Here is a 25,506-nt window from a genome sequence, read left to right on the forward strand (position 1 = left end):
AAGACCCTGGAATCCATTCCGTGACCTTAGTCAAAAGTGCAGCGGAGCAGAATTCTGCACCGCGGCGGCGCTCGGACGTTACGGAATGGATCCTCGGGTCTGCGCGCGTCGCTTCGCTCCTTGCTCCGCCCGTGGATGACGAGGTTGGGCCGTTTCGGCCAATCTCCAAGGCATGCCGCCTGCCAACATAAACACGGCCTGCCCCGGGCAAAATTACTGTGCTGGGAGCTAGCAGATTTCGTCATTGTGTCGGTGAAACCAACGCAGGCGTTGGAGATTGGCCGAAGCCTCCCAACCTCGTCATTCCAGGGCGGAGCAGCCGCGCAGTGGCGTCGCGAAGACCCTGGAATCCATTCCGTGACCTTAGTCAAAAGTGCAGCGGAGCAGAATTCTGCACCGCGGCGGCGCTCGGACATTACGGAATTGGATCCTCGGGTCTGCGCGCGTCGTTACGCTCCTTGCTCCGCCCGTGGATGACGAGGCAGGGCCGTTTCGGCGAGTCTCCAAGGCATGCCGGTTGCCAACGCAAAGTTAGCCGGCCGGTCAAAATCCCTGTGCTGGGGAACTGGCAGATATCGTTATTGTGACCGCAAAGCCGTTTGCGACCTGCGGCAATTCCAGCTAAGAGGCCGCCATTCACGCTAGCTGGGATCGATACCGATGACGGACATCGCCGCCACCGCCGAAATGCAGGCCGCGCTGCTCTCGCGCGCGCTGCCTTATATGCAGCGCTACGAGAACAAGACGGTAGTGGTGAAATATGGCGGGCATGCCATGGGCGATACCGAGCTCGGCAAGGCGTTCGCCCGCGACATCGCGCTGTTGAAACAATCCGGCGTCAATCCGATCGTCGTGCATGGCGGCGGGCCGCAGATCGGCGCGATGCTCACCAAGATGGGCATCGAATCCAAGTTCGAGGGCGGCCTGCGCGTCACCGACCAGAAGACGGTCGAGATCGTCGAGATGGTGCTGGCCGGCTCGATCAACAAGGAGATCGTGGCGCTGATCAACGCCGAGGGCGAATGGGCGATCGGGCTATGCGGCAAGGACGGCAACATGGTGTTCGCCGAAAAGGCGCGCAAGACCATGGTCGATCCGGATTCCAACATCGAGCGCGTGCTCGATCTCGGCTTCGTCGGCGAGCCGGTCGAGGTCGACCGCACGCTGCTCGACCTTCTGGCGCGCTCGGAAATGATCCCGGTGCTGGCACCGGTGGCGCCCGGCCGCGACGGCCACACCTACAACATCAATGCCGACACCTTTGCCGGCGCCATCGCCGGCGCCTGCCGCGCCTCGCGCCTGCTCTTCCTCACCGACGTGCCGGGCGTCCTCGACAAGAACAAGAAGCTGATCGACGAGCTGACCGTCGCCGAGGCCAGGGCGCTGATCAAGGACGGCACGGTGTCGGGCGGCATGATCCCGAAGGTCGAGACTTGCATCGAGGCGATCGAGCGCGGCGTCGAAGGCGTCGTCATCCTCAACGGCAAGACGCCGCATTCGGTGCTGCTGGAGTTGTTTACCGAGCACGGCGCCGGCACGCTGATCGTTCCGTAAGGAAGGCAAGTTCACCATTTCCATGTAATGGTGAACCGCCATGTCAGCCGGCTAACTTTCTTGCCGCAGGCGCGCGTCGATCTTCAATGACCGGCGCGACGGACTTGCGTGGCTGGCGCCCGACGATCATCGATTCCTCCTCGGCGTCCTGCGGCGCGCCCCAGAATTCGGCTAATGTCGGCCCATCCGTGATGCGGCCGTCGCGGACCAGAAACCCCCAGACCTCGCGGAACCAGACGCGTCGGCCCATCTTCGTGTACCAGCGCATCGAATGGCGCTGCTCGGGATCAGGGTGGAACAGGATGCGCGCCAGCGCCTTCGGCCGCGACTGCACCGCGACCTCGATCAGCTTGACGGCGAAGAACAGCATCCAGGGTTTCAGCCTGGTCATGTGCAGAACCTGGTGCTTGTAATCCCACAGGCGCACGTCCTTCTGGATCACCTTGCGATCCTTGGCGATGCGGAAGAACGGCGTCCAGCGATGCGGCGTGACATAGAGCGCTTGGATCTGGTCGGGGTCATAGGCGATGAGCTGGCGGAAGCCGCGCCAGAGATCGCGCAAGGTCTCGTCCTCGAAGCCGGCGACCCAGGTCGCCATCGACAGGATGCCGTGCCGCCTGAGCAGCCGGATCGCTTCGCGGTCGGACTTCGTGTTGCCGCCCTTGCGGATCAGCGACAGCGTCTGCTCGTCGGTGTTCTCCATGCCGAGCAGCCAGCGGATGACGCCGGCCCTGCGATAAAGATGCAGGATATCGGCATCGCGCACGATATCGTCGGCGCGGGTCGAGCCGACGATCAGCACCGGCACGTTCTCGGCGATCATGGCGTCGAGAAAGGCGCGCCAGGCCTTTTTCGAGGAAGTCGGGTTCTCGTCGGCCAGATTGATCAGCTCGACGCCGTGCTCGCGATGCAGCCAGGCAATCTCCCTGGCGAATTTGACCGGGTCGCGGTGGCGCCAGCGGGTCCAGAAACCGCGCTGGCCGCAGTAGTTGCACAGATGCGGGCAGCCGCGCGAGAACTGCATGACCACGGCCCGCTTGCCGCCCCAATAGGAGTAGCGGCGATGATCGATCAGCTCCCAGCCGACCCGCCAGGCATCGAGGTCGGCTATGGTCATCGCCGCCTGCGTCGCGACAGGACGGCCGAAATCGTCGCGATAGGCGATGCCGGCAACGCTCGCCACCGGCTGGCGCATCTCGATCGCCTCGACCAGCGCCGTCGCGGTCGCCTCGCCCTCGCCGCGCACGATGAAGTCGAAGACGTCGGTCGCAGCGAGGATATCGCGCCAGTGATAGGTCGGGAAGACACCGCCATAGATGACGACGACGCCCGGCGCGCGGGCCTTGATCATCTCGGCGATCTTCAAGGCCGTCGGATGCGCCGAAGTCGAGCCGGAATGGCCGATCAGCACGAAATCCGGATCGCCGCGCAGCGCCTCGTCCACGAGCGCCGCAAGCGGCATCGGCCCGAACTCGGCGTCGACCAGGCGTACCTGATGGCCGGAATCGATCAGCGGCCCGCCGATCGCCAAAAGACCGAGCGGCGGCAGGTGGTCGTCGGGCACACGGCTGCCGATGGCGGTGTGCGGCGGATTGATAAGCACGATGTTCAAGGCGGACCTCCATGTTGGTCCGCTTGTGCTAATGACAGATGGCGAAGCCGCCTTGGCGCGGTTCAGCAGTTTCCACGCAGCTTTTCGCCAGATTTGACCGGATCAGCGCCGCAGATGGCTGAGCGGCACGTGGCCGGGTCCCTTGATGTTCTGCAGCACCAGTTGCGTGTGGACGTCGCGCACACCGGGCAGACGCATCAGCCGGTGCATGACGAAGGCGTTCAAGTCGTCCACCGACGGCACCAAGACGTGCAGCAGGAAATCGTAGTCGCCTGTCATCGTCCAGCAGGACGAGACCTCGTCCATGCGCTGCACGGCGGCGATGAAGCTTTCGGGCGAGCCGTCGCTGTGGCTGACCAGCCGCACCTGGATGAACACCTCGACGGTCAAGCCCACGGCGCGGCGGCTGAGCACGGCGGCAAAGCCCTTGATGATACCGGCCTCCTGCAGGGCGTCGAAGCGGCGCGCGCAAGGCGTGGTCGACAGGCCGATCTCCTGCGCCAGCTCCGAGACGGGCTTGCGGCCGTCGCGCTGCAGGATGTCGAGCATCCTTATCTCGAAATCGTCGAATTGAGGCATTTTTTCTCAGTCTCGCGTTGATCTGAGCGTTTTTACCTCCAAATCAGCTGGCGTGCCATAAACAAAGCTGATTTGCCTCAGCGGTCGCTTCTAAACTCCTCTTCACGATCCGCGGATCACGATCTTGAGGAGGATATGATGACGATCAGCGTTGCCGATTATGCCGCCGAATGCGCGGCGCAGGGCCTGCGGGGCGACTATTCTGTCTGCCGCAGCGATTTCACCGTGGCGCAGGGCTACGGCTACTCCGCCGAGGAGCAGGCGGTGTGGCGCACGCTTTGCGATCGCCAGACGAAGCTGACGCGGAAGCTCGCGCACCGCTCGTATCTCGACGGCGTCGCGGCGCTCGGGCTGCTCGACAGGATTCCGGATTTCGATGCCGTCAGCGAAAAGCTCGCCAGGCTGACGGGCTGGGAGATCGTTGCGGTGCCCGGCCTCATTCCGGCCGGCCCCTTCTTCGATCATCTCGCCAACCGGCGTTTCCCGGTGACCAATTGGCTGCGGACGAAGAAGGAGCTCGACTACATCGTCGAGCCGGACATGTTCCACGATTTCTTCGGCCATGTGCCGATCCTGACCCAGCCGGTGTTCGCCGATTTCATGCAGATGTATGGCCGGAAGGCCGAAGATCTGATCGCGCTCGGCGGCGACGAGATGATCACGAGGCTCTACTGGTACAGCGCCGAGTACGGCCTCATCCAGGAAGCCGGGCAGCCGTTGAAAGCTTTCGGCGCCGGGCTGATGTCGTCCTTCACCGAGCTGCAATTCGCAGTCGAGAGCAAGGACGCGCACCATGTGCCGTTCGACCTCGAGACGGTGATGCGCACCGGCTATGAGATCGACAAGTTCCAGCGCGCCTATTTCGTGCTGCCGTCCTTTGATGCGCTGCGCGATGCTTTCGCCCATGGCGACCTCGCCGGCATCGTGGCGCGGTTCAAGGGCCAGCCGGCGCTCGACCCGGCGACGATCTGAGTGTTGTTTACGCTATTCCGGACGGAAAACCGCAACGCACTTTTCCTGGAATTGCTCTGAGGTCGGTTCTCGCCCAACCGACAATCAGGGCGGTTCAGCTGCCGGCAGGCGGCTGGACCGCTTTGTGCCTTTTTGCAATTAGTTCCCCAGCACAGGGATTTTGACCGGTTGGCTATGTTTGCGTTGGCAGATGCCATGCCTTGGCGGTTAGCCGAAACGCCCACCCAGTCGTCATCCACGGGCGGAGCAAGGAGCGAAGCGACGCGCGCAGACCCGAGGATCCATTCCGTGTCGCATGAGCGCTGCCGCGGTGCAGAATTCTGCTCAGCTGCACTCTTTGATCAGAATCACGGAATGGATCCAGGATCTCCGCGACGCCGCTTCGCGGCTGCTTCGCCCTGGAATGACGAGGTTGGAAGGCTTCCGCCAATCGCCAGCGTCTGCGCTGATTTCACCGAAAGCAACGGTGAAAATCGTGCCCGTCGCAACGGCAATTTTTCAAAATCCTGCGCTGATCCTCTGGCTATGCCTTGTCAGGCTCGGCCTTGATCCTGGCCAACTGCTCGCTCTGCAGGGCGCATTGATGAATGCGCAGCACGGTCGAAATCAGACGGCGATCACCTTGCCCAGATGCTCGCCGAGGCGGCAGGCAAGCGCGGTGATGGTCGTCGTCGGGTTGCACTGGCCCGCCGTGCAGAACACTGACGAGCCGCCGACATAGAGATTGTCCATGCCGTGCACCTTGCAATTGGCGTCGACGACGCTCTTCAAGACGTCGGTGCCCATGCGGGTGCCGCCCATATGGTGGTGGCCGGCCGTTTCCTCATTGGTCGGATAATCGCCGCCATTGCCGATCCAGTCGTCGATGCGGACGCGGCCGAGATTCTTCTGCGCCATAGTCGTGCCGAAAAGCTTCAGGCCTTCGAGCAGCGTGCGGCGTTCGAGCGGCGACTTCTTCCAGTGCAATTCGATGCGCGGCACGCCGGCGTGGTCGACATCGGCCTTCGACAGCGCGATCTGGTTGGAGGCGAGCGGCGCCTGTTCCCAGGCGACGTAAAGCTGGGCGGCGCAACGCAGCCTCTGGTCCAGCTGGGAAGACATCCATTCCGCCATGTTGGGCGCCGTGCAGGCGAGATCGGCGATCAATTTCTTGACATTGGGATACGGCGACTCGATCAGGCGGATACCGAAATTCATGATCTGCAGCCGCTCCATCGCGGCAAGCGTCGGCGAGAAGAAGGCTTCTTTCGAGGCGTCGACCTCGAACTCCGAATAATTGGCGAGGATGGCATTGCCGCCCTGGAAGGTCGGATGCTCCATCCAGTAACGGCCGAGCGCCGCCGCGTTCGGTACCACGCCGCCATTCGAGCGCTCATTCGACCACAACAGCAGCCGCGAGTTCTCCAGCCCGCCGGTGCAGGTGACGAAATAGTCCGCCGCGAAGGTGCCGGCATCCTGGCCGTTCGACCATAGCTTCGCGCCGGTGACGCGCTTGCCGTCGCCGGTGAGCTCGGTCGCGTAGGTGTTGAGCACGACGGCGACGTTCCTGCTCTTGTCGAGCTCGTCGGCGAACTTCTCGCCGAAGCGAACCGCCGGGCTCTTGATCAATTGAACCCAGCGGATGTCGTCCGAAATCGGGACGTCGGGACGGAAATCGGGCAGCTCGAGGATATCGTGAACTTCGCCAAGATAGGGCTCGATGTCGGCGCGGCCGATCGGCCAGCCGGTGTCCGGCGCCCATGGCTTGGGCTCGAAGTCCTGTTTGTCGAGCACGCGGCACCAGCCGGCCCAGTGATTGGACGAGCCGCCCATGAAGCGCAGCCTGGTGATGTCGAGGTCGAAATAGAAATCGCCAACCGTCTTGCCGCGGTAGAAATCCTGCGACTCATCGCTGAACTCGCGCGAACCCGCCTCCAGCACGACCACCGGGATGCCGGCTGCGCCGAGCTTCCTGGCGATCGTCGTGCCGGCCGGGCCGGAGCCGAGAATGCAGGCCTTGGGTTTGAAGCCGGCCTGCTTGTAGGCCTCGTAGCTGTCGAAGATCATGCGAGGTCGCTTCGCCGCAGGATCCAGCCATTGATCTCGACGATATCATCGGCATCGACCACGGGCTGCTGGCTGCGGAACAGCGACAGGGCAGGAAGCGCGATCAGCGCCTGCACGATCGCGCGGCGCGACATTTTTTTCATGAACCTGCTCATGACACGTCTCTCGACAGGGGCCTCGATCCACGCATGCCGTTCCTCAACGGCACATATGCCGCCTGGGAGGCCAATTCCGTGCCAGACCCAGGTGAAAACGGCGTTACACCAGGAAGTTTAGCGCGGTTGAATATGGACATGGTTAGGGCATTCCTAACGCCTGCGGCGAGGCTTCATGCCGCCTCGGGCAGCTCGCGGTCGAGAATCGAACGATTGCGGCCGCGGTTCTTGGCTTCGTAAAGCCTGCGGTCGGCGGCGCGCATCAAATCCGAAATGGTCGCACTCTCGCCGCAGCAGACCCCGCCGATCGAAACCGTGAGCGGCACGGTCCGCTCGTCGACCGGGCGGAAACGGATCAGCTCGACCTCGCGGCGGATGCGTTCGGCGATATGCTTGGCTTCCGGTTCGCTGGCGCCAACCAGGAAAGCCGCGAATTCCTCGCCGCCGATGCGGCCGAGCAGGTCGCCGCTGCGAATGCCGCGTTCGATGGCGCCGGCGATCAAAAGCAGCGCTTCGTCTCCGGTCAGATGACCATAACTGTCATTGATCCTCTTGAAGTGATCGGCGTCGATGATGAGCAGCGCGCCGCGATCGCTCTTGCGCCGCGAACCGTCGAGCGCGGCGAAAAAGGTCTCGCGGTTGAGCATGCCGGTCATGTCGTCCCGGCTTGCCTTTTCCGACAGGCGCCTGTGCGCCGCCGCGAGCTGCGCGTGGGCCCGGGCAAGCTCGCGATGAGCATTCTGCAACCGATCGCTCTGCCAGAAGCTGCTGGCGCTGGCGGCCCAGGCGAGCACGAGCGGACAAACCGTCGACGCCAGCCAGACCGTGCGGCTCATCGGAAAGCCCATCGCCGGCATCACAATCAGCGTCAACAACAGCGAGGCAGCGACCGAAGCGAACGCCACGGCAGCGGCCCTCAAAATTATGCGGCTCATCACTTGCTCCCAAGGGTCAGCTTGTGTGCCAGCAAGCGTTAAAGGCGACCTTTCCAGGACTTTTAAAATTTGAAGCGAGGCGCCATTTTCACATTTCGTGACGCGCATAAGTTGTGGATAAATCCAGCGTCGGCATGCCATAAGAAACCCATGACAACGACACCCGATCCCGCCCGCTTCGCCCATGTCACGGACTGGGTATTCGACCTCGACAACACGCTCTATCCGCATCACTCGAACCTGTTCGCGCAGATCGACGTGAAGATGACCGCCTATGTCGGCGAGCTGCTGACGCTTTCGCGCGACGACGCGCGCAAGCTGCAGAAGGAGCTCTACCTGGAATACGGCACGACGCTGAACGGGCTGATGAAGCGGCACGGCATCGATCCCGACGATTTCCTCGAGAAGGTGCACGACATCGACTATTCGCGGCTGGTGCCGGATCCGGTGCTGGGCGCAGCGATCCGCCAGCTTCCCGGGCGCAAGTTCATCTTCACCAATGGCGACCGCAGGCACGCCGAACGCACCGCGCGCCAGCTCGGCATACTGGAACATTTCGACGCCATCTTCGACATCGTCGCGGCGGGGCTGAGCCCCAAGCCGGAGCGCCAGACCTATGAGCGTTTTGCCGAATTGCACTCGGTGACCGGGCACAATGCGGTGATGTTCGAGGATCTGGCGCGCAATCTGGCCGTGCCGAAAACGCTCGGCATGACGACCGTGCTGGTGGTGCCGCGCAATTTCGAGCCGACCTTCTCGGAGATCTGGGAACGCGACCCCGCAAACGAGGACGACGTCGATTTCGTCACCGACGACCTCGCCGGTTTCCTGACCGCGATCGTCGACGTCGTAGCTTGAACGGTGTTTGCATAGGCATGCCTTGGCGATTGGCCGAAACGCCCATCGCGATCGTCATCCACGGGCGGAGCAAGGAGCGAAGCGACGCGCGCAGACCCGAGGATCCATTCCGTGACGTATGAGCGCTGCCGCGGTGCAGAATTCTGCTCCGCTGCACTGTTTGATCATGGTCACGGAATGGATTCCAGGGTCTCCGCGACGCCGCTTCGCGGCTGCTCCGCCCTGGAATGACGAGGTTCGGGCGACTTCAGCCAATCGCCGGCGTTTGCGCTGATTTCGGAAATGGGCGGTGAATATCTGGCCTAGGCCTGCGACCTTGTACCGAAGACCTAGGGCCGTTTCACGGAAACGGCGAAACGCAATTCCGGGCGGAAGACCGCTGCGCACTTTCCTGGAATTGCTCTAATCGAAATCCGGAATCGTGCCGGGCGGCAGTCCCAGTCGGCCGTTCAGCTCCTTCAAAAACCTGCACAGGTCCGGATTGCCTGCTGCTCGTACCGTTGCCATTGCCGTCCGACGCATAGCCATTGCCGTGGCCATTGCCGCAATTGGCGTTGCCGTTGAAGCTGCCGCCATTGAAGTTGCCGCTGAAACTTCCAGCATTGCCGTTGCCGTTGAAATTGCCGCTGTTGCCATTGCCGTTGAAGTTGCCGGAATTTCCGTTGCCGTTGAAATTTCCGGTATTGCCAAGACCGCTGGCGACACCGGCCCCGATTGGAAGGTCGGCAATCCTGACAAGGGTCGAGGCGTCGGCGGCCAGGAACGCGGCAAGCAGTGTGCCGAGCGCGAGGCCGTTGCCGTCAAGCAGCCTCGCCGCCACCCGGCGCCTGCGAGGCCGGGTGGATGAGCTCAAGCCGGTCATCAGCGGTTTCCCCGGCCGTTGGAGTTGCCGTTGAAGGCGCCGACATTGCCGTTTCCGTTGAAGTTGCCGCCGTTGAAGTTGCCATTGCCGGCACCGATGTTGCTGTTGCCGTTGTATTGGCCGGTGTTGGAGTTGCCGTTGAAGGCGCCAATGTTGCCGTTGCCGCTCGTCGGCGAGGTGTTGTTGTTGCCGTTGAAAGCGCCGACATTGCCGGTGCCGCTGTTGAAGGCGCCGATATTGCCCGTACCGCTGTTCTTGTAGCCGACATTGCCGCCGAATTTGCCGAGCGGGTTCATGCCCCTGACGTTCGCGCCGATGGATTGGCCGTATTTGCCGACCGCTCCCTGGACGGCCGACATGCCGAAGGCCTGGCTGCCGGTCGTGGTGTCAGCCTTCGCCGCGGTTGCGCTCAACAACCCCAGGCATAGCGCCGGTATGACGTAGCGTTTCATCTGCGAGCTCCTTCCATGGCTTAGCTTTTGAAATTGGGGTCTGTTTCAAAAAGGATTGGGCGAAAAGGACTGGGACCGCCGGCGACATGTCGCGGTAGCCTTGCGCGGGGGACGGGCGCTTGGCTCGACGGTCCCAGAGCCATCAGCGTCTTTCCAAGCTGAAGCTTGGCGACGCCGGCGGTTGGGCGGGGACTAGTGGTTCCCGTTGCCGTTTCCGTTGCCGTTGCCGACACCGGCGTTGCCGTTGCCGTTGGCGCTTCCGTTTCCGATGCCCCAGTTCCCGTTGCCGTTCAGGTTGCCGTTGCCGAGGCCGAAATTGCCGTTGCCGTTGCCGTTGCCGTTGGCGGCGCCGGCATTGAGGTTGCCGTTATAGTTGCCGTTGAAGGCGCCCATATTGGCGTTGCCGTTCCCGTTGCCGTTGCCGAAGCCGAAATTGCCATTGCCGTTGAAGTTGCCGTTGAAGGCGCCGGTGTTGGCGTTGCCGTTCCCATTGCCGTTGCCGACGCCGACATTGCCGTTGCCGTTGCCGTTGCCGCTACCGACCGAAAATGCGGATGCCGAACCGGTCAGAGCCGACAGCACGGCCGCGGCCAGGATGATCTTTCTCATGACGTTCTCCTTGGTTGGTGTTGAGCTTCCCGGCCAGGTCAAGATGACCGGGAGGACGCTCTAAGGATGCACGCGGAAATAGCGCCCACGAATTCGGGCTGATCGGCAGGTGCGGCCGGTTTTTCTGCTGACCCCCGTGTCAGGAAAAGTTGAAGCAATCAGGAAAAAACTGACAGGCATAAAGGCGTATGCCGGGTGTATATTGCGCGGAGTATCAACCTTGTGCCTCTTCTCGCGGGCGCGGCGTTGACGGTGGAGGGTGGCATCGACACCGGCAAAGGTGAAAGCTCGGGAAAGCGCCGTGGTCTGGCGCGGCATCTGGTTGCCGTGCAGGAAGAGCAGCGCCTGCGCCTGTCGCGCGAGCTGCATGACGATCTTGGCCAGCTGCTCGCCAGCGTCGCGCTCGAATTGCACATCGTTCGCGCCGGCTCGCCGGAGATGGACGCCCGCCTCGAGCGCGCCGCGATGCTTATCGACCAGCTGAGCGCCAGGGTGCATGACGCCGCCTGGAGCCTGCGACCCGCGGACCTCGATCACCAAGGCCTCAGAGCTTCGGTCGAGGACCTGGCCACCATGCTTTGCGGTCAACTTGGCATTGCATGCGAGATGGATCTTGAAGCCCTGTCGAGCCCGCCGCCTGCCGAGATCGCGCTCACTTTGTACCGCGTTGCGCAGGAAGCGCTCACCAATATCGGCAAGCATGCCGCGCCGGGCCGCGTAAGCGTCACGGCGCACATCCAGGACGATCGGATACGCCTGACGATCGAGGATGACGGCCGCGGCTTCGACGCCAGCGCCGAACCGGGTCCGGGCCATTTGGGCCTTGCCGGAATGAGGGAGCGGCTGGCGCTGGTCGGTGGCAAATTGTGGGTTGAAACCGCCAGGGGCAAGGGGACCACCATTTACGCCGATGTGCCTCTGGCCGGCTGATCGACGGTCCGGCCGACAAGACGCGAACAAGTCTGAAACGGCATCTTCGGCGTCAGGTGGGGCTACGTGAAGCGCTGCACATCCCGGACATTAGCGGTGGCTTACAGTCCGGCTTCATTGGGTTAGGCGGGGGATGGCTTACCCGTTGCGGCCGTTCAGGCCGCCAGAACAGACGGGCGTCCCGCGCCAGGCGGGCCAGTTGCCTAGACCATCAAGGACAAGAGGACCCTTTCCGCGTGACAGGGCCTTTGGCAGACTGATGGAGGTTAAGGTGTGCTGCAGGCGCATATTCGTGGTCGATGACCATCCGATCATCCTGTCGGGGGTCGGCGCGATGATCGACAGCCAGGACGATCTGACGATCGTCGGACTGGCCGGAAACGCCGAGGATGCACTTGAAGGGATCGGCAAGACGCTACCCGATGTCGCCGTGGTCGACATATCGCTTCCCGGCGTCAACGGGGTCACGCTGATCGAACGGCTTGGCGAACGCTTTCCCGAGGTCAGCTGCATAGCGCTGACGGCGCATGAGGACCCAGGCTGCCTGCGCCAGGTGCTTGCGGCCGGCGGCCGCGGCTTCGTGGTCAAGCGGTCGACGGCGACGGACCTGCTGCAGGCCATCCGCTGCGTATTGGCCGGCGACAACTATGTCGATCCGGCGCTCGCCGCGCGCATATTGAGCCCGCGCGGCGCCACCCAGGGCGATCCCGGCAATCTCAGCGAGCGGGAACGGTCGGTCATCCAGCTGGTGGCGCTCGGCTACAGCAACAAGGAAATCTCGTCCCGGCTCAACCTCAGCATAAAGACGATCGAGACCTACCGCACCAGGGCAACCGAGAAGCTCGCGCTGCACTCACGGGCGGCCATCGTGCGTTTCGCGCACTCGAATGGCTGGCTGGTCGAGCTGCCGGCGTAGGCAGACCGGGCAGGTTTGTCTTCCCGCCCTTAAAGCTTGTAGAAGCGGCGGATGATCTCCCAGGCCTCTTCGGCCGTGTCGACGAAATCGATGATGTCCTGGTCGCCGGGCGAGATCGTGCCCTGCTCGGCGAGGAAATCGAGATCGATCGCCCTTTGCCAGAACGCCTTGCCGAACAGGATGACCGGGACGCGCTCCATTCGTCCCGTCTGGATGAGTGTCAGCGTCTCGAAGAACTCGTCCATCGTGCCGAAGCCGCCCGGAAACACCGCGACCGCCTTGGCGCGCATGACGAAATGCATCTTGCGGACGGCGAAATAGTGGAAGTTGAAGCACAGCTCCGGCGTGACATAGGCGTTGGGCGCCTGCTCGTGCGGCAGCACGATGTTCAAGCCGATCGATGGCGCGCCGACATCGTCGGCGCCGCGGTTGCCCGCTTCCATGACGCCGGGCCCGCCGCCGGTGACGACGACATATTCACGATAATAGGAGGTGGCCGACTGCTGCGAGCACAGACGCGCGAATCTGCGGGCTTCCTCGTAATATTTGCTGTTCGCCTCGAGGTTCTTCTTCTGCGTCTCGTTCTTGGCCGCCCAGGCTTCGCCGCCGGGTTCCGGCAGGCGGGCGCCGCCGAACAGGATGACCGTCGAATGAATGCCGCGTTCGGCCAGGATCATTTCCGGCTTCAGGAGCTCGAGCTGCAGCCGCACGGCGCGCAATTCGCGACGCGTCATGAACTCGGGATCGTTCCAGGCCAGCCGGTAGGTCTCGGCACGCGTCTGCGGGGTATCCGGCACGCCTTTCGAGCGCTCCAGATCCTCGTCCGAATGCGGCAGCGGCGTCCACCCTGCCTTTTCCATGGGAGTCATCGAATCCACCCGTCCAATTCCTTCACTTGCGCCGTCCCGTGCCGCAGGCGCGATTGACCCCCATTGAGCCTTAACATAGGGTCCGCGCGACTTTTAAACAGGTTAAGGCGTGGCCCCTTAACAGCTTGGTAATGGAGCGAAATCATGTCGAAGCCCGATCTGGCGAGCCTCGAAAGAACCATCGAGAAGGCCTTCGAGGAGCGCGACGCGATTTCGACCGCGACGCGCGGCGAGACGCGCGACGCCATCCAGTCGGCGCTCGACCTGCTCGACCGCGGCGTCGCCCGCGTCGCCGAACGGCAGGACGACGGCAAGTGGCACGTCAACCAGTGGCTGAAGAAGGCGGTGCTGCTCTCCTTCCGGCTGAATCCGATGGAGATCATCAAGGGCGGTCCCGGCCAGGCGGTGTGGTGGGACAAGGTGCCGTCCAAGTTCGACGGCTGGAGCGCCGTCGACTTCGAGAAGGCAGGCTTCCGCGCCGTGCCGTCCTCGATCGTGCGCCGCTCGGCCTATGTCGCGCCGGGCGCCGTGCTGATGCCGTCCTTCGTCAATGTCGGGGCCTATGTCGATACCGGCACCATGGTCGACACCTGGGCTTCGGTCGGCTCCTGCGCCCAGATCGGCAAGAACGTGCATCTTTCCGGCGGCGTCGGCATCGGCGGCGTGCTGGAGCCGATGCAGGCCGGCCCGACCATCATCGAGGACAATTGCTTTATCGGCGCCCGCTCCGAAGTGGTCGAAGGCTGCATCGTGCGCGAAGGCTCGGTGCTCGGCATGGGCGTGTTCATCGGCCAGTCGACCAAGATCGTCGACCGCGCCACCGGCGAGGTTTTTTACGGCGAGGTGCCGCCGAACTCGGTGGTCGTCGCCGGATCGCTGCCCGGAAAGCCGCTGCCCAATGGCGAGCCGGGCCCGAGCCTCTACTGCGCCGTCATCGTCAAGCGCGTCGACGCCAAGACCCGGTCGAAGACCTCGATCAACGAATTGCTGCGCGATTGATCCTCCACGACGGAGCGGACGCCATTGGCTGAACGATCGCAATTCCTCTGGCTGTTCTTCAGCCTTTCGGGGCGGCTGAGCCCGGTCGCCTATGCGCTGGCCGGGATTTTGCTGGTCCTTGTCCAGTTTTTCCCGTTCTACCAGTTCGCGCGGGTGGAGCTGAACACGACCGCCAGCCAGAACTGGGCCATGATATGCTGGGGCGTGCTGCTGATCTCGGCCTGGGCCACCTTCGCGGTGACGGCGAAGCGGTTTCATGATTTCGGCAAGCCGACCTATTTTGCGCTGATCTCGCTCATCATCGGTCCCATCCTGCTCATCATCCTGGCCTGTTTCCGCAGCGATCCCGGACCGAACCGCTACGGCAGGCGCACCAACGCGCCGGGCGATAGCTGAGGTCGCATGCGCTATCGCACGCTCGATCCGATGCGGATCATCGAGACCGCTCAAAGGCTGGAGGAGCGGGTCGCGGAGCGTTTCCCGGAAAGGGGCCTGCGCGCCGTTGCCGGCGAACTGGTGTCGCTGTCGCGAGACCTCGCCAAGGCCGCGAAGGAACTGGAAGCGCCGATCTGGTGGCTGCGCGGCGCCATCGTCGCGGCCTTCGTCGCCGGCGTGGCGATGTTCCTGTTCGTCGGCACCATCCTGCCGCTCGACCGCATTTCGGGTGCCGACGATGCCGTGCAGTCGATGCAAGGCATCGAGGCGACGATCAACACGGTCATCTTGGCAGTGCTCGGGCTGCTGGCGCTGATCCGCGCCGAGGAGCGGATCAAGCGCAAGAAGGTTTTCCGGCAGCTGCACGGGCTGCGCTCGCTGATCCATGTCATCGACATGCATCAATTGACCAAGGATCCGGCGACCTTGTCGGCCGATTTCAAGCCGACCTCGCACTCGCCCGCCCGCATCACCGACGCGGCCGACCTGGCGCGCTATCTCGACTATTGCTCCGAAATGCTGTCGATCGCCGGCAAGGTCGCGGCGCTGTTCGCGCAATCGGTCAATGACGATGTCGTCGTCAACGCCGTCAACGATATCGAGAATCTTAGCTCCAACCTGTCGCGCAAGATCTGGCAGAAGATCACGCTGATCGACGACCGCCGCCGACCGCTTCCGGCCCGAGGCCGGGCGGACCGCGCTTTGCCGCTTCCGCCTGACGCACCAGCGCGCTGACGCGTTCGTTGATCGGCGTCGGAATGCCCGTTTGCCTGGCCAGGCGAATGACGGCGCCCTGCAATTCGTCGATCTCGGTCGGGCGGCCGCGTTTCAGGTCGTCCCACATCGACGAGCGCGCTTGAGGGTCGATCGCAAGCATGCGGCGAGCCAGAAGCCCGAACAGCCAGTCGGGCAGCCGCAGCACTTTCGGCAGCAGCGACGGCGGCAGGCCGGTAATGCGCGCAAGCGCTATGCCCGCCGCTCGCATCGCGGCGAGCGCTTCATCGATCTGGCCAGCCAGGATGACGCGCCAGCTTCGGTCGGCGAGCTGCTTCGCCAGCGGCAGGTCGGAAAGCGCGACGAGGGCATTGTTGAGGTTCATCAGCAATTTGCCCCACTGCACCGCCTTCATGTCGGCGCGCGCTTCGACGGCAAGCCCGTCGACGTCGAGCAGGTCGACAAGGCCGTCGACGCCGTCGTCGATCATCACCTCGCCCTGGCTGGCGCGGTGCGCACGCAACGGCGCCTCGCCATCGGGCGACAGGACGACGTTGAACATCACCATGCCGGTCAGCACCCGCCGTCCAGGAAGCGCGGCGCGCAACCTGTCCGCGTTGTCGACGCCGTTCTGCAGGCTGACCACCACGGCATCAGCGCGCGCGTGGGCGGCGACCAGCCCGGCCATCTCCTCGGTTGCGCCGCTCTTCACCGTCACCAGGATGACATCCGCATCGGGGAGCGCTGCCGCCGGATCGTCGGAGGCCGAAATCGCTTGCGCTTCGATGCGGCGTTCACGGCCATCAAGATCGCTGGCGCGCAGCCCGCTTTCGCGCATGGCCGCGACGACACGGCCGCGGCCGAGGAAGACGACCTTGCGTCCGGCGAGCGCCAGGCAGCCGCCGACATAGCAGCCGATGCTGCCGGCGCCGGCTATTGCGATCGTCTTCGTTTCACGGGCCATGCGCTCGTCCTCGCGTGGCCGCCACCTTACTATTAGGCATGTCGTTCTCCCAGAACTGCCGCACACTTGCGGGCGACATGCATTTACCGTCATGAAAACCATATTGTCGGCGGCATGAGCGGCGATCATCTGCCACCGTGACACGACAAACGCTTTCGACTATCGCTTTGCCCATGACATTGCCTACCGATCCCGCCGCGAATCTTGCCGCCCTGATCCGCTGCCCGTCCGTGACGCCCGCCGAGGGTGGCGCGCTTGCGGCCCTTGAAGACATGCTGAAACCGCTCGGCTTTTCGGTCGAGCGTCCAATCTTCTCGGAAGACGGCACGCCGGATATCGAAAATCTCTATGCGCGGCGCTCGGGCAACGGCCCGCATCTGATGTTTGCCGGCCATACCGATGTGGTGCCGGTGGGCGACGAGGCGGCCTGGACGCATCCCCCCTTCGCCGCCGAAATCGCCAATGGCGAGATGTACGGCCGCGGCGCCGTCGACATGAAGGGCGGCATCGCCTGCTTTATCGCCGCGGTTGCGCGCCATGTCGCGCAGAATGGCGGCCCGAAAGGCTCGGTGTCGCTGCTGATCACCGGCGACGAGGAAGGTCCGGCCATCAACGGCACCACCAAGCTGCTCGACTGGGCAGCGGCCAAGGGCGAGAAGTGGGACGCCTCGATCGTCGGCGAGCCGACCAATCCCGATGCGCTCGGCGACATGATCAAGATCGGCCGGCGCGGCTCGCTGTCGGGCAGCGTGACCGTCAACGGACGCCAGGGCCATGCCGCCTATCCGCAGCTTGCCGACAATCCGGTGCGTGGCCTGATGAGCCTTGTCGACGCGCTGCTCCATCCGGTGTTCGACAAGGGCACGAAGGATTTCCAGCCGACCAACCTCGAAGTGACGTCGATCGATGTCGGCAATGCGGCGACCAACGTCATCCCGGCGAAGGCGACAGCCATTTTCAACATCCGCTTCAACGACACCTGGGACGCCGAATCGGTCCAGGCCGAGATCCACAACCGGCTCGACCAGGCCGCCGGGCGCAAGAAATACCGGCCGGGCAAGAAGGCGCCGGTCGACTACGAGCTTGTCTGGCGCGACCGGCCGAGCCATGTCTTCCTCACCCGCGACGACAAGCTGATCGATACGCTGAGCGGTTCGGTCAAGGCGGTGGTCGGCAAGAGGCCGGCACTCTCCACCTCCGGCGGCACGTCGGACGCGCGCTTCATCAAGGATTATTGCCCGGTGGTCGAGTTCGGGCTGGTCGGCAAGACCATGCATATGGTGGACGAGCGCGTCGCGCTTGCCGACCTCGAGACGCTGACGCAAATCTACGAACGCTTTATCGAAGACTGGTTCGGACAAGGCCTTTCGTGACCATGCTTTCGGCAGACGAAACCTATGCTTCGCTGGCCGGCGCCTGGCGGCTGATGTTCGGCAAGGCTGATGGCCTGCGCCTGCTCGACCTTTCGGCCGACGGTTTCTGGAATTCGTTCTTTGCCATCGTCGTGGCGGCGCCGGCGCTGATCGTCGGCTGGGTCGGCATAGCCAATGAGGTCGGCGACCCCGATGCCTTCGCCGGGCGCCTCGGCATGCTGGTAAGGCTGGCGACCGTCGATATCGGCTCCTGGGTGCTGCCGCTGGTGGCGCTTGCGCTGGTGGCGCCCCGCGCCGGCATCGGCGGCCGCTTCGTCCACTATGTCGTCGCGTCCAACTGGGCGTCGGCGATCATCGCCTGGCTGATGCTGCCCTCGGCGCTGCTCAGGCTGCTCCTGCCTTCCGCCAGCGAGGTCAGCAGTCTCGTGTCGCTGGCGCTGTTCGCCCTGTCGATGGTGCTGACCTGGCGCATGACCAATACAACCATCGGCAAAGGCGCTGCGGTGGGCACGGCCGTGTTCATCGGCATGTTCGTTGCCTCGCTGCTGGTCCTGTTCGGCCTGCAGGCGCTGCTCGGCATCGACATACCGGACGGCACGACGGGTTGATCCTGCCCGATTGACAAGGTCTTTCAATTTACGGGGCAGAATGGTATGATAATTTCATACCGTTCTCTTCTGGAGGGAATCTATGTCCGCCGCCGAAAAACGCACCTTCAGCCTGCCGGCGGAGCAAGCCGCCTTTATCGATCAACTCGTCCGCTCAGGCACCTATGCGACCAGCAGCGAAGTCATCCGCGCGGGGCTTCGCGCCCTTCAGGAGCGCGACGCCGCGGTGGAGCGCTGGCTGCGCGAGGAAGTCGCACCGACCTATGATGCGTTGAAGACAAACCCTGGCAAAGTCATTTCGCCTGCTGAAATGGCCCACCGGGCGCGCAAGCGCCACGAGACCCACTCGCAGAAGAAACCGTGAAGCGCCGCGCCGTCGTCTACTCACTTGATGCCGGCGACGATCTCGACCGTATTTATACTATCGTTGCAGAAGCCAGTAGCTCCGTCACAGCGGACCGCTATGACAGTCGCATACGAGCGTTCTGCGAGCGTCTCGAGCATGGCTCCGAACGCGGCACGCTTCGTGACGATGTGCGGCCGGGGCTTCGTGTCGTCGGGTTTGAGCGCCGAATCACCGTCGCCTTCGTGGTGGAACCTGAGCGGGTGGTGATCCTGCGACTGTTTTATGGCGGAGCCAACTGGTCGGACGAACTCGCCGGGGTCGACGCCGACTGATCGACGCTGCCGTCAGGCGTCCTCCGGATAATCCACCCCGACAAGAAACAACCCGTCCGGCGGCGCTACCTGGCCGCAGGCGGCGCGGTCGCGCGCTTCGAGCGCCGCCTTGAGATCGGCGGCGCTCCAGGAGCCGTCGCCGACGCGCTTCAGCGAGCCGACCATCGAGCGAACCTGGTTGTGCAGAAAAGAGCGCGCCGAGCTGCGCAGCTCGATGAAGTCTCCATCGCGGCTGACGTCGAGGCGGTCAAGCGTGCGGACCGGGCTTTCGGCCTGGCACTGGGTTGAGCGGAAGGTGGTGAAGTCATGCTTTCCGAGCAGCACCTTGGCCGCCTCATGCATGGCCTCGGCGTCGAGCCGCTTCGGCACCCACCAGACCTTGCCCTTTTCCAGCGCCGCCGGCGCCCGGCGGTTGAGGATGCGATAAAGATAATGCCGGCCGGTGGCGGAAAACCGCGCGTCGAAACCGTCGGCGACGACGGCAGCCTTCAGAATGGCGACACGCGTGCCGGCCGCATGCAGATGCGCGTTGACGGCGTCGCGCACCTTGTCGCCCGACCACGCTTTGGCCAGGTCGACATGGGCGACCTGCGCGGTGGCGTGCACGCCGGCATCGGTGCGGCCGGCGGCACGTATTCTTACCTCTTCGCCGCAGAACTTCTCGATCGCCTGCTCGATCGCCTGCTGCACCGAGGGCTGGTCGGCCTGATGCTGCCAGCCGGCGAATTGGCTGCCGTCATATTCGATATCGAGCCGAAAACGCGGCATGTCCTGCGGCGCTTGCCGCTCGCCTAGGCGGCTAAAGCGGTAAAGGCAGAAGCGTAGACCAGCCTGCCGGTCTCGGGCGCGTCGCCCCAGGCCAGCGCCTGCAGCGCCTCGCCCTGATACTCGCTCTCGAATCCTGCGGCGCGCGCATGGGCGTACCCGAAGCGGCCGTAATAGACCGGATCGCCCAGCACCACGGCCAGCATCTCGCCGGCTTCCTTGAGGCGGACATGCGCCTCGCGGATCAGCGCGCCGCCGATGCCGGTGCCGTGGAACGACGGCTCGACCGCCAGCGGCGCCAGCGCGACGGCGGCGAACTGCTTGGTGCCGTTCTGAACGAACAGTCGCGAGAAAAGAATATGGCCGACGACCTGCCCGTCTTCCTCCGCAACCAGCTCGACGACGGCATCACCGCCGGTGACAAGCGCGTCGACCAGGCCGGCTTCCGCCTGCTGGCCAAAGGCATGTTCTTCGACGAGGCGGATCGCCTCGCGATCCCGCGGCGTCGCCGCGCGTATCGACATCATGCTCATGTGAGTTTCGTTCCTTTTTCGATCTTGGCTCCGCGCAAAAACTCCTGCGCAGTGGCAGGCTTTCCGCCCGCCCGTTGAACTTCGACCAGCCTGACCGCGCCTGTCCCGCAGGCGACCGTCAGCCGGTCATCGAGAATTCCTCCCGACTCGCCGACGCCATCCGAGAGCGTCGAGCGAAGCAGTTTCAGCCGCTCCATGCGGCCGCCAATGTCGACCTCGCACCACGCGCCCGGAAAGGGCGAGAGGCCGCGAATGTGATTGTGGACTTCGCCAGAAGGTCGCGTCCAGTCTACGCGTGTCTCCGATTTATCGATCTTTCGGGCGTAGGTCACCCCTGCCGTTGCCTGTTGGGTAAATGTCAGACAATTTATCCCCAACTGCGCGAGCGCCTCAACCATCAGCGAGGCGCCTTGAATCATCAGTCGGTCATGCAATTCGCCGGCTGTCATGTCGGGCGCGATGGCGACTTTTTCAACCATTGCCACCGGCCCGGTGTCCAGACCCTCTTCCATCTTCATGACCATCATGCCGGTCTCGCTATCGCCGGCCATGATGGCGCGCTGGATGGGAGCAGCACCACGCCAGCGTGGCAAAAGCGAGGCATGGCCGTTGAGGCAGCCCAGCCTTGGCGCGTCCAGAACGGCTTTCGGCAGCAGCAGGCCGTAGGCGACGACCACCGCGACATCGGCCTGCAAGGCGGCAAAAGCCTGCTGCTCGGCCTCGCTTTTCAGCGACGTCGGCGTCCGAACGTCGAGCCCCAGCCGCTCGGCCTCGCGCTGCACCGGCGACGGCGTCAGCTCCAGCCCGCGCCGGCCGGCGGCGCGCGGCGGCTGGGTGTAGACGACCGCGATCTCGTGGCCGGCCTCGGCGATGGCGCGCAAGGTCGGCACTGAGAAATCCGGCGTGCCCATGAAGATGACGCGAAGCGGCATGACGGATGTGCTCCTGTTCCTACCGCCCGCTTTGGCGCTTGCTTTCGCGAATCTCGATCAATCGTCGAAATCGCGGCCGAAATCGCGCTTCCTCTGAGCCTCGATCTCATTCATCATATCGGCAAATTCGTCGCTGTCGCGTCTTCAGACATGAATGCGCTGCGGATCGCATCCCATGTGGAGACTTGTGGCTTTGGGCCAGGTTCAGGAATGTTGCTGATCGGGGTGTCGTCCATCGAAACCTTCGACTGATATCATGATCCAGGGTTCTTTCAGGCGCGGAAAGGCGTCGCCTAGCCCACCATCTTGCCCGGCGCCTTGTCCTTGGCGAGCTTCTTGAACTTCCGCACCACCATGTCGCGCTTGAGCTTCGAGATGTGGTCGATGAACAAAACGCCGTTGAGATGGTCGATCTCGTGCTGCAGGCAGGTGGCCATCAGGCCTTCCGCCTGCATCTCCTGCAGCTTGCCGTCGCGGTCGAGATACTTCACCCGCACCGAAGCCGGGCGCTCGACCTCGGCGTAATAGTCGGGGATCGACAGGCAGCCTTCCTCATAGACGGACCGCTGGTCGGAACTTTCGAGCACTTCCGGATTGATGAAGACATGCGGCTGAGGCTCCTCGCCTTCCTTGGCAAGGTCTATGACCAGCAGCCGCCGCGGCTCGCCGACCTGGATCGCCGCGAGGCCGATGCCCGGCGCGTCATACATGGTCTCCAGCATGTCGTCGGCGAGCTTGCGCAAATCGGCATCGACGCGCTCGACCGGCTTGGAAACCTGGCGCAGGACGGGATCGGGAAGGATGATGAGCGGCTTGATCGACATGGCGTCTCACCTAAGACCTCGCTTGAAAAGCGTCAACCGGGGCATCTTTGACCTGTTCACGTTTTGATCTGTGCCAGGAGGCCGAATCGGTTATGCTGCCCAAATGAACGACATGACCTCCGTCCTTTCCGAGCCCATCGCGCGGCTTGGCGCCACGACCGTGACGCTTGGCCAGGCGCTGGCTTTCGGCGCGATCCTTCTGCTTGCGCTGTCCGTGGCGCTCGTCGTCGCCTTGTGGCGCGCGGCCGGGGCACGCGCGGCGGCGGCCGCCGAAGCCGCCGACCATGCCCGCGATGCCGAGGCGAGGATGGCCGACATCATGCAAGCGCAGGCCGAGATGCAGGGGCGCATGGGGGCGATCGCCGAGGTGTTCGGGGCGCGCCAGGCCGAGCTCACCCAGTCGCTCGGACAACGGCTCGACGCCATGACGGGGCGCCTCGGCCAGACCATGGCCGAGCAGACCAGGTCGACGCATGAGAGCCTGGCCAAGCTGCAGGAGCGGCTGGCGGTGATCGACACCGCGCAAGGCAACATCCAGTCCTTGGCCGGCCAGGTCGTGCAGCTGCAGGCTATCCTCTCCAACAAGCAGACGCGCGGCGCCTTCGGCCAGTCACGGATGGAAGCGATCGTCGCCGACGGCCTGCCGCACGGCGCCTATGAGTTCCAGGCCAGTCTCTCCAACGGCAGCCGGCCCGATTGCCTGGTGCGGATGCCCAACGGCGCGCCGTCACTCGCCATCGACGCCAAGTTTCCGCTGGAGGCGTGGAACGCCATCCGCGCCGCCGAGGGCGAGGCCATGCAGAAGGCGGCGGCCCAGGCTTTCCGTCGCGACATCGAGGTGCATATCCGCGATATCGCCGAAAAATACCTGATCCAGGGCGAGACACAGGACACCGCCTTCATGTTCGTGCCGTCGGAATCGGTGTTTGCCGAGATCCACGAGAATTTCGAGGCGGTGGTGCAGAAGGCGCATCGCGCTCGCGTCGTCATCGTCTCGCCCTCGCTGCTGATGCTGTCGATCCAGGTGATCCAGGCGATCCTCAAGGACGCGCGTATGCGCGAGCAGGCGCATCTGATCCAGGGCGAGGTCATCCGCCTGATGGAAGATGTGGGTCGGGTCGACGAGCGGGTACGTCGGCTGCAGACACATTTCGGCCAGGCGGCGCGCGACATCGACGACATCCTGGTGTCGACGTCGAAGGTGACCAAGCGCGGCCAGAAGATCGAGGCGCTGGAATTCGCGGAAGGCGAGACCGAGGCCGCGCGAGGTGCCGCGCCAAAGGCCGAAGGCGGTTCGCGGGTAGCAGACTCCAAGACGGGTCAGCTCAGGCTGCGCGTCGTCGAGGGCGACGAGTAGTCGCTCGACGCCGACGTTGGAACGACCGATTCTTCCTTCGCTGGCGAGGTCGCATCCCTTGGAGATTGTCTGGAACGCCTTGCATGCCATGAGGCTAACGCAATGAGACGGCTAAGAATTTTGCTCCGCCGAGCCCCTCATATCGGTCACGGCATGGATCTTCGGGTCATGCCCGAGGATGACGAAGGCGCGAAACAGTCAGCCAATCGCCGAGGCTTCCGTCAACGGGCCGATCCGACAGTGCTACTGCTCCTCGATGGTCGCCATGCCTTCAAACTCCGGCAGCCAATGCAACGCCGAGCGGTGCCAGACCTGTCTTCTCGGCACCAGTTGGTCGCGCTGGCGCGCCGTGCCCACCCTAATACCATAGATTTTCGGTCCATCGCCAACCGACGTCGCATAAAGATGCGATCCGCATTCGCCGCAAAACCCCTGCGCGCGCTTGGCCCCGCTGGATCCGGTCTTGATATAGACTTTCGGTGTGCCCTTGGTAATCCGGTAATGCTCTTCCGGCGCGCCGATGGTCACGCGAAAGGCCGTGCCGGTCAGCTGCTGGCAGTCGGTGCAGTGGCAGATCGAGGTCTTTTCCGGATCGACCTCCGCTTCATAGGCGATGGCGCCGCAATGGCATCCGCCGTCGATCTTCATAGGCCTTCCTCCTGACAAGTTCGCGTTGTCAAAATCTATCCCTCCTCCGAGGCCTCGGCCATGGCCTTGCGCCGCCGCTCCCATGTGCCAGTTGCCTGCGGCTTGACGAAGAGCCTCGATATTTGCGGCATTTCCTTCTTGAGCCTGGCTTCCAGGCGCTCGACGCAGGCCTCGATATCGGGCGCGCTGAGATGATCCTCGAATTCGATGCTCAAGCCCGCGACGATTTCCTCCGGCCCGATATGGACGCTCAGGATTCCGTTCGCGCGCTGCACCGCCGGATCGTCCTGGACGATCGCCAGCACCTTCTTCTGCACTTCGGATGAGGCAGGTTCGCCCAGCAGCAGCCCTTTGCTCTCGCGCGCCAGGAAGATGGCGGTCGCGCCGAGGATGATGGCGATGCCGATCGAGCCGAGGCCGTCGAGCTCGGGGATTTCCAGAAGCTGGGCCGACAGGATGCCGGCGAAAGCGACTGCCAGCCCGAGCAGCGCGGCGCTGTCCTCGAACAGCACTGTATAAACGCTGGGATCCTTGCTCGATTGCACGGCCTGCAGCCAGCCTTGCTTGCCCTTCTGCTGCCGGAACTCCTTCAGCGCTAACAGCCATGAGCTGCCTTCGAAGACGAAGGAAAGGGCAAGCACGATGTAGTTGACCTTGGCGTTGACGAACGGCTCGGGCGCCATGATGTGGATGACGCCTTCATAGAATGAGACGCCGGCACCGAGCGCGAACACCAGAAGCGCCACGATAAAGCTCCAGAAATAGAGCTCGCGTCCGTGGCCGAGCGGATGGGTTCGGTCGGGCGGCCGGGCGGCGCGACGCATGCCGTGGAGGAGCAGCGCGCCGTTGCCGGTGTCGACCAGCGAATGCACGCCTTCCGACAGCATGGCGGACGAACCGGTGAGGGCGGCCGCCGCGAATTTGGTCGCCGCGATCGCCAAATTGCCGGCGAGCGCGGCGTAGATCACCCGTCTCGACCCGCTATGTCCTGCCATCCGATCTCCGAGCTGCCCCGCGCCCGAGCCTAGCGGCCCGCCTCACAGACAATGCACCAGCCCGTGCGAGGTTTCGAACCGCGCTGTGCCCGGAAATCGGTTGACAGCCGGTCGACCGGCTTCGCAAAGCGGCACAGCCTCTTGCAGCTGGGCATTTCTCTTGTTTCACTCGCACGTCCACAATCGGAGGAGCGAATCATGGCTAAAGGTGCGATGAAGGCGGGCAAGGAAGCCCGCAAGCCGAAGAAGGACGCCAAGAAGCCCGCCGCGGCCCCGGCTCCGAAGGCGCCGCCGGTCAAGGCGTTGCGTATCAAGGAAAAGTAAGCGGCCGA

The 25,506-nt window shown here is 63.8% G+C and carries 30 protein-coding genes; 15 read left to right on the forward strand and 15 right to left on the reverse strand.

The genetic code is table 11. The features are described from left to right. Positions 1 to 660 precede the first annotated feature (660 nt). A complete protein-coding gene (gene argB / locus LB538_RS26160) occupies positions 661 to 1,554 on the forward strand; it encodes an acetylglutamate kinase (protein WP_095769496.1) in 894 nt (297 codons plus the stop codon). Positions 1,555 to 1,597: 43 nt separating this feature from the next. Here argB and bchE read toward each other — a convergent pair whose 3' ends face one another. Next, entirely contained in the window at positions 1,598 to 3,166 is a 1,569-nt protein-coding gene (gene bchE, locus LB538_RS26165) for a magnesium-protoporphyrin IX monomethyl ester anaerobic oxidative cyclase (RefSeq protein ID WP_224532157.1), read from the reverse strand. A 102-nt stretch (positions 3,167 to 3,268) separates the two neighbouring features. Then, positions 3,269 to 3,745, reverse strand: coding sequence for an Lrp/AsnC family transcriptional regulator (locus tag LB538_RS26170; RefSeq protein WP_224532158.1), 477 nt, complete (start codon positions 3,743 to 3,745; stop codon positions 3,269 to 3,271). 135 nt (positions 3,746 to 3,880) lie between these two features. Between LB538_RS26170 and phhA the strand changes: the two genes are divergently transcribed. Further along, positions 3,881 to 4,717, forward strand: coding sequence for a phenylalanine 4-monooxygenase (phhA, locus tag LB538_RS26175; RefSeq protein ID WP_224532159.1), 837 nt, complete (start codon positions 3,881 to 3,883; stop codon positions 4,715 to 4,717). A 606-nt stretch (positions 4,718 to 5,323) separates the two neighbouring features. Here the strand turns inward: phhA and LB538_RS26180 are convergent. The 3 genes from LB538_RS26180 to LB538_RS26190 form a co-directional block, all read right to left on the reverse strand. After that, the gene (locus LB538_RS26180) at positions 5,324 to 6,763 is read right to left on the reverse strand and encodes a GMC oxidoreductase (RefSeq protein WP_224532160.1); all 1,440 of its coding nucleotides are present in this window, start codon (positions 6,761 to 6,763) and stop codon (positions 5,324 to 5,326) included. Further along, positions 6,760 to 6,918 carry a hypothetical protein gene (locus tag LB538_RS26185; RefSeq protein ID WP_224532161.1) on the reverse strand — a complete coding sequence of 53 codons (159 nt, stop codon included), beginning with the start codon at positions 6,916 to 6,918 and terminating at the stop codon, positions 6,760 to 6,762. The genes LB538_RS26180 and LB538_RS26185 overlap by 4 nt, the downstream gene beginning before the upstream one ends. A gap of 173 nt (positions 6,919 to 7,091) precedes the next feature. Next, positions 7,092 to 7,853: a GGDEF domain-containing protein gene (locus tag LB538_RS26190; protein ID WP_140845369.1), complete on the reverse strand. Its 762-nt coding sequence runs from the start codon at positions 7,851 to 7,853 to the stop codon at positions 7,092 to 7,094. A gap of 150 nt (positions 7,854 to 8,003) precedes the next feature. Here LB538_RS26190 and LB538_RS26195 point away from each other — a divergent pair, with 150 nt between their 5' ends. Further along, positions 8,004 to 8,711 carry a pyrimidine 5'-nucleotidase gene (locus tag LB538_RS26195; protein WP_095769490.1) on the forward strand — a complete coding sequence of 236 codons (708 nt, stop codon included), beginning with the start codon at positions 8,004 to 8,006 and terminating at the stop codon, positions 8,709 to 8,711. A gap of 481 nt (positions 8,712 to 9,192) precedes the next feature. Further along, positions 9,193 to 9,558 (forward strand): hypothetical protein, encoded by a 366-nt coding sequence (locus LB538_RS26200; RefSeq protein ID WP_224532162.1) that lies wholly within the window; start codon positions 9,193 to 9,195, stop codon positions 9,556 to 9,558. 14 nt (positions 9,559 to 9,572) lie between these two features. Here LB538_RS26200 and LB538_RS26205 read toward each other — a convergent pair whose 3' ends face one another. Together LB538_RS26205 and LB538_RS26210 are read right to left on the reverse strand one after the other, a co-directional pair. Then, the gene (locus tag LB538_RS26205) at positions 9,573 to 10,025 is read right to left on the reverse strand and encodes a hypothetical protein (RefSeq protein WP_224532163.1); all 453 of its coding nucleotides are present in this window, start codon (positions 10,023 to 10,025) and stop codon (positions 9,573 to 9,575) included. 192 nt (positions 10,026 to 10,217) lie between these two features. After that, a complete protein-coding gene (locus LB538_RS26210) occupies positions 10,218 to 10,634 on the reverse strand; it encodes a hypothetical protein (protein ID WP_176477154.1) in 417 nt (138 codons plus the stop codon). Positions 10,635 to 10,856: 222 nt separating this feature from the next. On the opposite strand from LB538_RS26210, the gene LB538_RS26215 reads away from it, so the two are divergent. After that, entirely contained in the window at positions 10,857 to 11,564 is a 708-nt protein-coding gene (locus tag LB538_RS26215) for a sensor histidine kinase (RefSeq protein WP_224532164.1), read from the forward strand. 292 nt (positions 11,565 to 11,856) lie between these two features. Then, positions 11,857 to 12,480: a response regulator transcription factor gene (locus LB538_RS26220; protein ID WP_318011901.1), complete on the forward strand. Its 624-nt coding sequence runs from the start codon at positions 11,857 to 11,859 to the stop codon at positions 12,478 to 12,480. A 29-nt stretch (positions 12,481 to 12,509) separates the two neighbouring features. Here the strand turns inward: LB538_RS26220 and LB538_RS26225 are convergent, their stop codons facing one another. After that, a complete protein-coding gene (locus tag LB538_RS26225) occupies positions 12,510 to 13,349 on the reverse strand; it encodes an LOG family protein (protein WP_095769522.1) in 840 nt (279 codons plus the stop codon). Positions 13,350 to 13,493: 144 nt separating this feature from the next. Between LB538_RS26225 and dapD the strand changes: the two genes are divergently transcribed. From dapD to LB538_RS26240, 3 genes are read left to right on the forward strand one after another with little or no spacing between them, the layout of a single operon-like run. Beyond that, positions 13,494 to 14,348 carry a 2,3,4,5-tetrahydropyridine-2,6-dicarboxylate N-succinyltransferase gene (gene dapD / locus LB538_RS26230; protein WP_140845325.1) on the forward strand — a complete coding sequence of 285 codons (855 nt, stop codon included), beginning with the start codon at positions 13,494 to 13,496 and terminating at the stop codon, positions 14,346 to 14,348. A gap of 24 nt (positions 14,349 to 14,372) precedes the next feature. Then, positions 14,373 to 14,744 (forward strand): DUF805 domain-containing protein, encoded by a 372-nt coding sequence (locus tag LB538_RS26235; RefSeq protein WP_140635861.1) that lies wholly within the window; start codon positions 14,373 to 14,375, stop codon positions 14,742 to 14,744. 6 nt (positions 14,745 to 14,750) lie between these two features. Continuing rightward, positions 14,751 to 15,518 carry a hypothetical protein gene (locus LB538_RS26240; protein WP_224532166.1) on the forward strand — a complete coding sequence of 256 codons (768 nt, stop codon included), beginning with the start codon at positions 14,751 to 14,753 and terminating at the stop codon, positions 15,516 to 15,518. Here LB538_RS26240 and LB538_RS26245 read toward each other — a convergent pair. After that, on the reverse strand, positions 15,427 to 16,461 hold the full coding sequence (locus LB538_RS26245; protein ID WP_224532167.1) for a 2-dehydropantoate 2-reductase: 1,035 nt from the start codon (positions 16,459 to 16,461) through the stop codon (positions 15,427 to 15,429). The two genes, LB538_RS26240 and LB538_RS26245, sit on opposite strands and share 92 nt — an antisense overlap. 173 nt (positions 16,462 to 16,634) lie before the next feature. Here LB538_RS26245 and dapE point away from each other — a divergent pair, with 173 nt between their 5' ends. The 4 genes from dapE to LB538_RS26265 all read left to right on the forward strand — a co-directional run bounded on the left by dapE (position 16,635) and on the right by LB538_RS26265 (position 19,120). After that, on the forward strand, positions 16,635 to 17,834 hold the full coding sequence (gene dapE / locus LB538_RS26250; RefSeq protein WP_224532168.1) for a succinyl-diaminopimelate desuccinylase: 1,200 nt from the start codon (positions 16,635 to 16,637) through the stop codon (positions 17,832 to 17,834). A gap of 2 nt (positions 17,835 to 17,836) precedes the next feature. Next, positions 17,837 to 18,442, forward strand: coding sequence for a transporter (locus tag LB538_RS26255; protein ID WP_224532196.1), 606 nt, complete (start codon positions 17,837 to 17,839; stop codon positions 18,440 to 18,442). 82 nt (positions 18,443 to 18,524) lie between these two features. Further along, positions 18,525 to 18,806 carry a type II toxin-antitoxin system ParD family antitoxin gene (locus tag LB538_RS26260; protein ID WP_224532169.1) on the forward strand — a complete coding sequence of 94 codons (282 nt, stop codon included), beginning with the start codon at positions 18,525 to 18,527 and terminating at the stop codon, positions 18,804 to 18,806. Further along, positions 18,803 to 19,120, forward strand: a complete 318-nt coding sequence (locus tag LB538_RS26265; RefSeq protein WP_224532170.1) for a type II toxin-antitoxin system RelE/ParE family toxin — start codon at positions 18,803 to 18,805, stop codon at positions 19,118 to 19,120. The genes LB538_RS26260 and LB538_RS26265 overlap by 4 nt, the downstream gene beginning before the upstream one ends. A 12-nt stretch (positions 19,121 to 19,132) precedes the next feature. On the opposite strand, the gene truA is transcribed toward LB538_RS26265, so the two are convergent. From truA to def, 4 genes are all read right to left on the reverse strand, one after another. After that, positions 19,133 to 19,888, reverse strand: coding sequence for a tRNA pseudouridine(38-40) synthase TruA (gene truA / locus LB538_RS26270; RefSeq protein WP_224532171.1), 756 nt, complete (start codon positions 19,886 to 19,888; stop codon positions 19,133 to 19,135). A 23-nt stretch (positions 19,889 to 19,911) separates the two neighbouring features. Further along, positions 19,912 to 20,418, reverse strand: a complete 507-nt coding sequence (locus tag LB538_RS26275; RefSeq protein WP_095769476.1) for a GNAT family N-acetyltransferase — start codon at positions 20,416 to 20,418, stop codon at positions 19,912 to 19,914. Then, positions 20,415 to 21,350: a methionyl-tRNA formyltransferase gene (gene fmt / locus LB538_RS26280; RefSeq protein ID WP_224532172.1), complete on the reverse strand. Its 936-nt coding sequence runs from the start codon at positions 21,348 to 21,350 to the stop codon at positions 20,415 to 20,417. Before fmt ends, LB538_RS26275 begins: the two co-directional genes overlap by 4 nt. A gap of 293 nt (positions 21,351 to 21,643) precedes the next feature. Next, entirely contained in the window at positions 21,644 to 22,174 is a 531-nt protein-coding gene (def, locus tag LB538_RS26285; protein ID WP_040984875.1) for a peptide deformylase, read from the reverse strand. Positions 22,175 to 22,277: 103 nt separating this feature from the next. On the opposite strand from def, the gene LB538_RS26290 reads away from it, so the two are divergent. After that, the gene (locus LB538_RS26290) at positions 22,278 to 23,531 is read left to right on the forward strand and encodes a DNA recombination protein RmuC (protein WP_224532173.1); all 1,254 of its coding nucleotides are present in this window, start codon (positions 22,278 to 22,280) and stop codon (positions 23,529 to 23,531) included. Positions 23,532 to 23,774: 243 nt separating this feature from the next. Here the strand turns inward: LB538_RS26290 and LB538_RS26295 are convergent, their stop codons facing one another. After that, positions 23,775 to 24,179, reverse strand: coding sequence for a GFA family protein (locus tag LB538_RS26295; protein WP_224532174.1), 405 nt, complete (start codon positions 24,177 to 24,179; stop codon positions 23,775 to 23,777). A gap of 35 nt (positions 24,180 to 24,214) precedes the next feature. Next, entirely contained in the window at positions 24,215 to 25,174 is a 960-nt protein-coding gene (locus tag LB538_RS26300; protein ID WP_140845316.1) for a cation diffusion facilitator family transporter, read from the reverse strand. Positions 25,175 to 25,372: 198 nt separating this feature from the next. Here LB538_RS26300 and LB538_RS29215 point away from each other — a divergent pair, with 198 nt between their 5' ends. Further along, the gene (locus LB538_RS29215; protein ID WP_095769470.1) at positions 25,373 to 25,498 is read left to right on the forward strand and encodes a hypothetical protein; all 126 of its coding nucleotides are present in this window, start codon (positions 25,373 to 25,375) and stop codon (positions 25,496 to 25,498) included. Positions 25,499 to 25,506 lie beyond the last annotated feature (8 nt).

Source organism: Mesorhizobium sp. Ca11, from assembly GCF_020165275.1.
Lineage (GTDB): Bacteria > Pseudomonadota > Alphaproteobacteria > Rhizobiales > Rhizobiaceae > Mesorhizobium.

Coding starts and splice junctions, on each gene's coding strand:
- argB (WP_095769496.1), top strand. CDS start 661: ATGACGGACATCGCCGCCACCGCCGAAATGCAGGCCGCGCTGCTCTCG.
- LB538_RS26170 (WP_224532158.1), bottom strand. CDS start 3,745: ATGCCTCAATTCGACGATTTCGAGATAAGGATGCTCGACATCCTGCAG.
- phhA (WP_224532159.1), top strand. CDS start 3,881: ATGATGACGATCAGCGTTGCCGATTATGCCGCCGAATGCGCGGCGCAG.
- LB538_RS26180 (WP_224532160.1), bottom strand. CDS start 6,763: ATGATCTTCGACAGCTACGAGGCCTACAAGCAGGCCGGCTTCAAACCC.
- LB538_RS26185 (WP_224532161.1), bottom strand. CDS start 6,918: ATGAGCAGGTTCATGAAAAAAATGTCGCGCCGCGCGATCGTGCAGGCG.
- LB538_RS26190 (WP_140845369.1), bottom strand. CDS start 7,853: ATGAGCCGCATAATTTTGAGGGCCGCTGCCGTGGCGTTCGCTTCGGTC.
- LB538_RS26195 (WP_095769490.1), top strand. CDS start 8,004: ATGACAACGACACCCGATCCCGCCCGCTTCGCCCATGTCACGGACTGG.
- LB538_RS26205 (WP_224532163.1), bottom strand. CDS start 10,025: ATGAAACGCTACGTCATACCGGCGCTATGCCTGGGGTTGTTGAGCGCA.
- LB538_RS26210 (WP_176477154.1), bottom strand. CDS start 10,634: ATGAGAAAGATCATCCTGGCCGCGGCCGTGCTGTCGGCTCTGACCGGT.
- LB538_RS26225 (WP_095769522.1), bottom strand. CDS start 13,349: ATGACTCCCATGGAAAAGGCAGGGTGGACGCCGCTGCCGCATTCGGAC.
- dapD (WP_140845325.1), top strand. CDS start 13,494: ATGTCGAAGCCCGATCTGGCGAGCCTCGAAAGAACCATCGAGAAGGCC.
- LB538_RS26240 (WP_224532166.1), top strand. CDS start 14,751: ATGCGCTATCGCACGCTCGATCCGATGCGGATCATCGAGACCGCTCAA.
- LB538_RS26245 (WP_224532167.1), bottom strand. CDS start 16,461: ATGGCCCGTGAAACGAAGACGATCGCAATAGCCGGCGCCGGCAGCATC.
- dapE (WP_224532168.1), top strand. CDS start 16,635: ATGACATTGCCTACCGATCCCGCCGCGAATCTTGCCGCCCTGATCCGC.
- LB538_RS26255 (WP_224532196.1), top strand. CDS start 17,837: ATGCTTTCGGCAGACGAAACCTATGCTTCGCTGGCCGGCGCCTGGCGG.
- LB538_RS26260 (WP_224532169.1), top strand. CDS start 18,525: ATGTCCGCCGCCGAAAAACGCACCTTCAGCCTGCCGGCGGAGCAAGCC.
- truA (WP_224532171.1), bottom strand. CDS start 19,888: ATGCCGCGTTTTCGGCTCGATATCGAATATGACGGCAGCCAATTCGCC.
- LB538_RS26275 (WP_095769476.1), bottom strand. CDS start 20,418: ATGAGCATGATGTCGATACGCGCGGCGACGCCGCGGGATCGCGAGGCG.
- fmt (WP_224532172.1), bottom strand. CDS start 21,350: ATGCCGCTTCGCGTCATCTTCATGGGCACGCCGGATTTCTCAGTGCCG.
- def (WP_040984875.1), bottom strand. CDS start 22,174: ATGTCGATCAAGCCGCTCATCATCCTTCCCGATCCCGTCCTGCGCCAG.
- LB538_RS26290 (WP_224532173.1), top strand. CDS start 22,278: ATGAACGACATGACCTCCGTCCTTTCCGAGCCCATCGCGCGGCTTGGC.
- LB538_RS26295 (WP_224532174.1), bottom strand. CDS start 24,179: ATGAAGATCGACGGCGGATGCCATTGCGGCGCCATCGCCTATGAAGCG.
- LB538_RS26300 (WP_140845316.1), bottom strand. CDS start 25,174: ATGGCAGGACATAGCGGGTCGAGACGGGTGATCTACGCCGCGCTCGCC.
- LB538_RS29215 (WP_095769470.1), top strand. CDS start 25,373: ATGGCTAAAGGTGCGATGAAGGCGGGCAAGGAAGCCCGCAAGCCGAAG.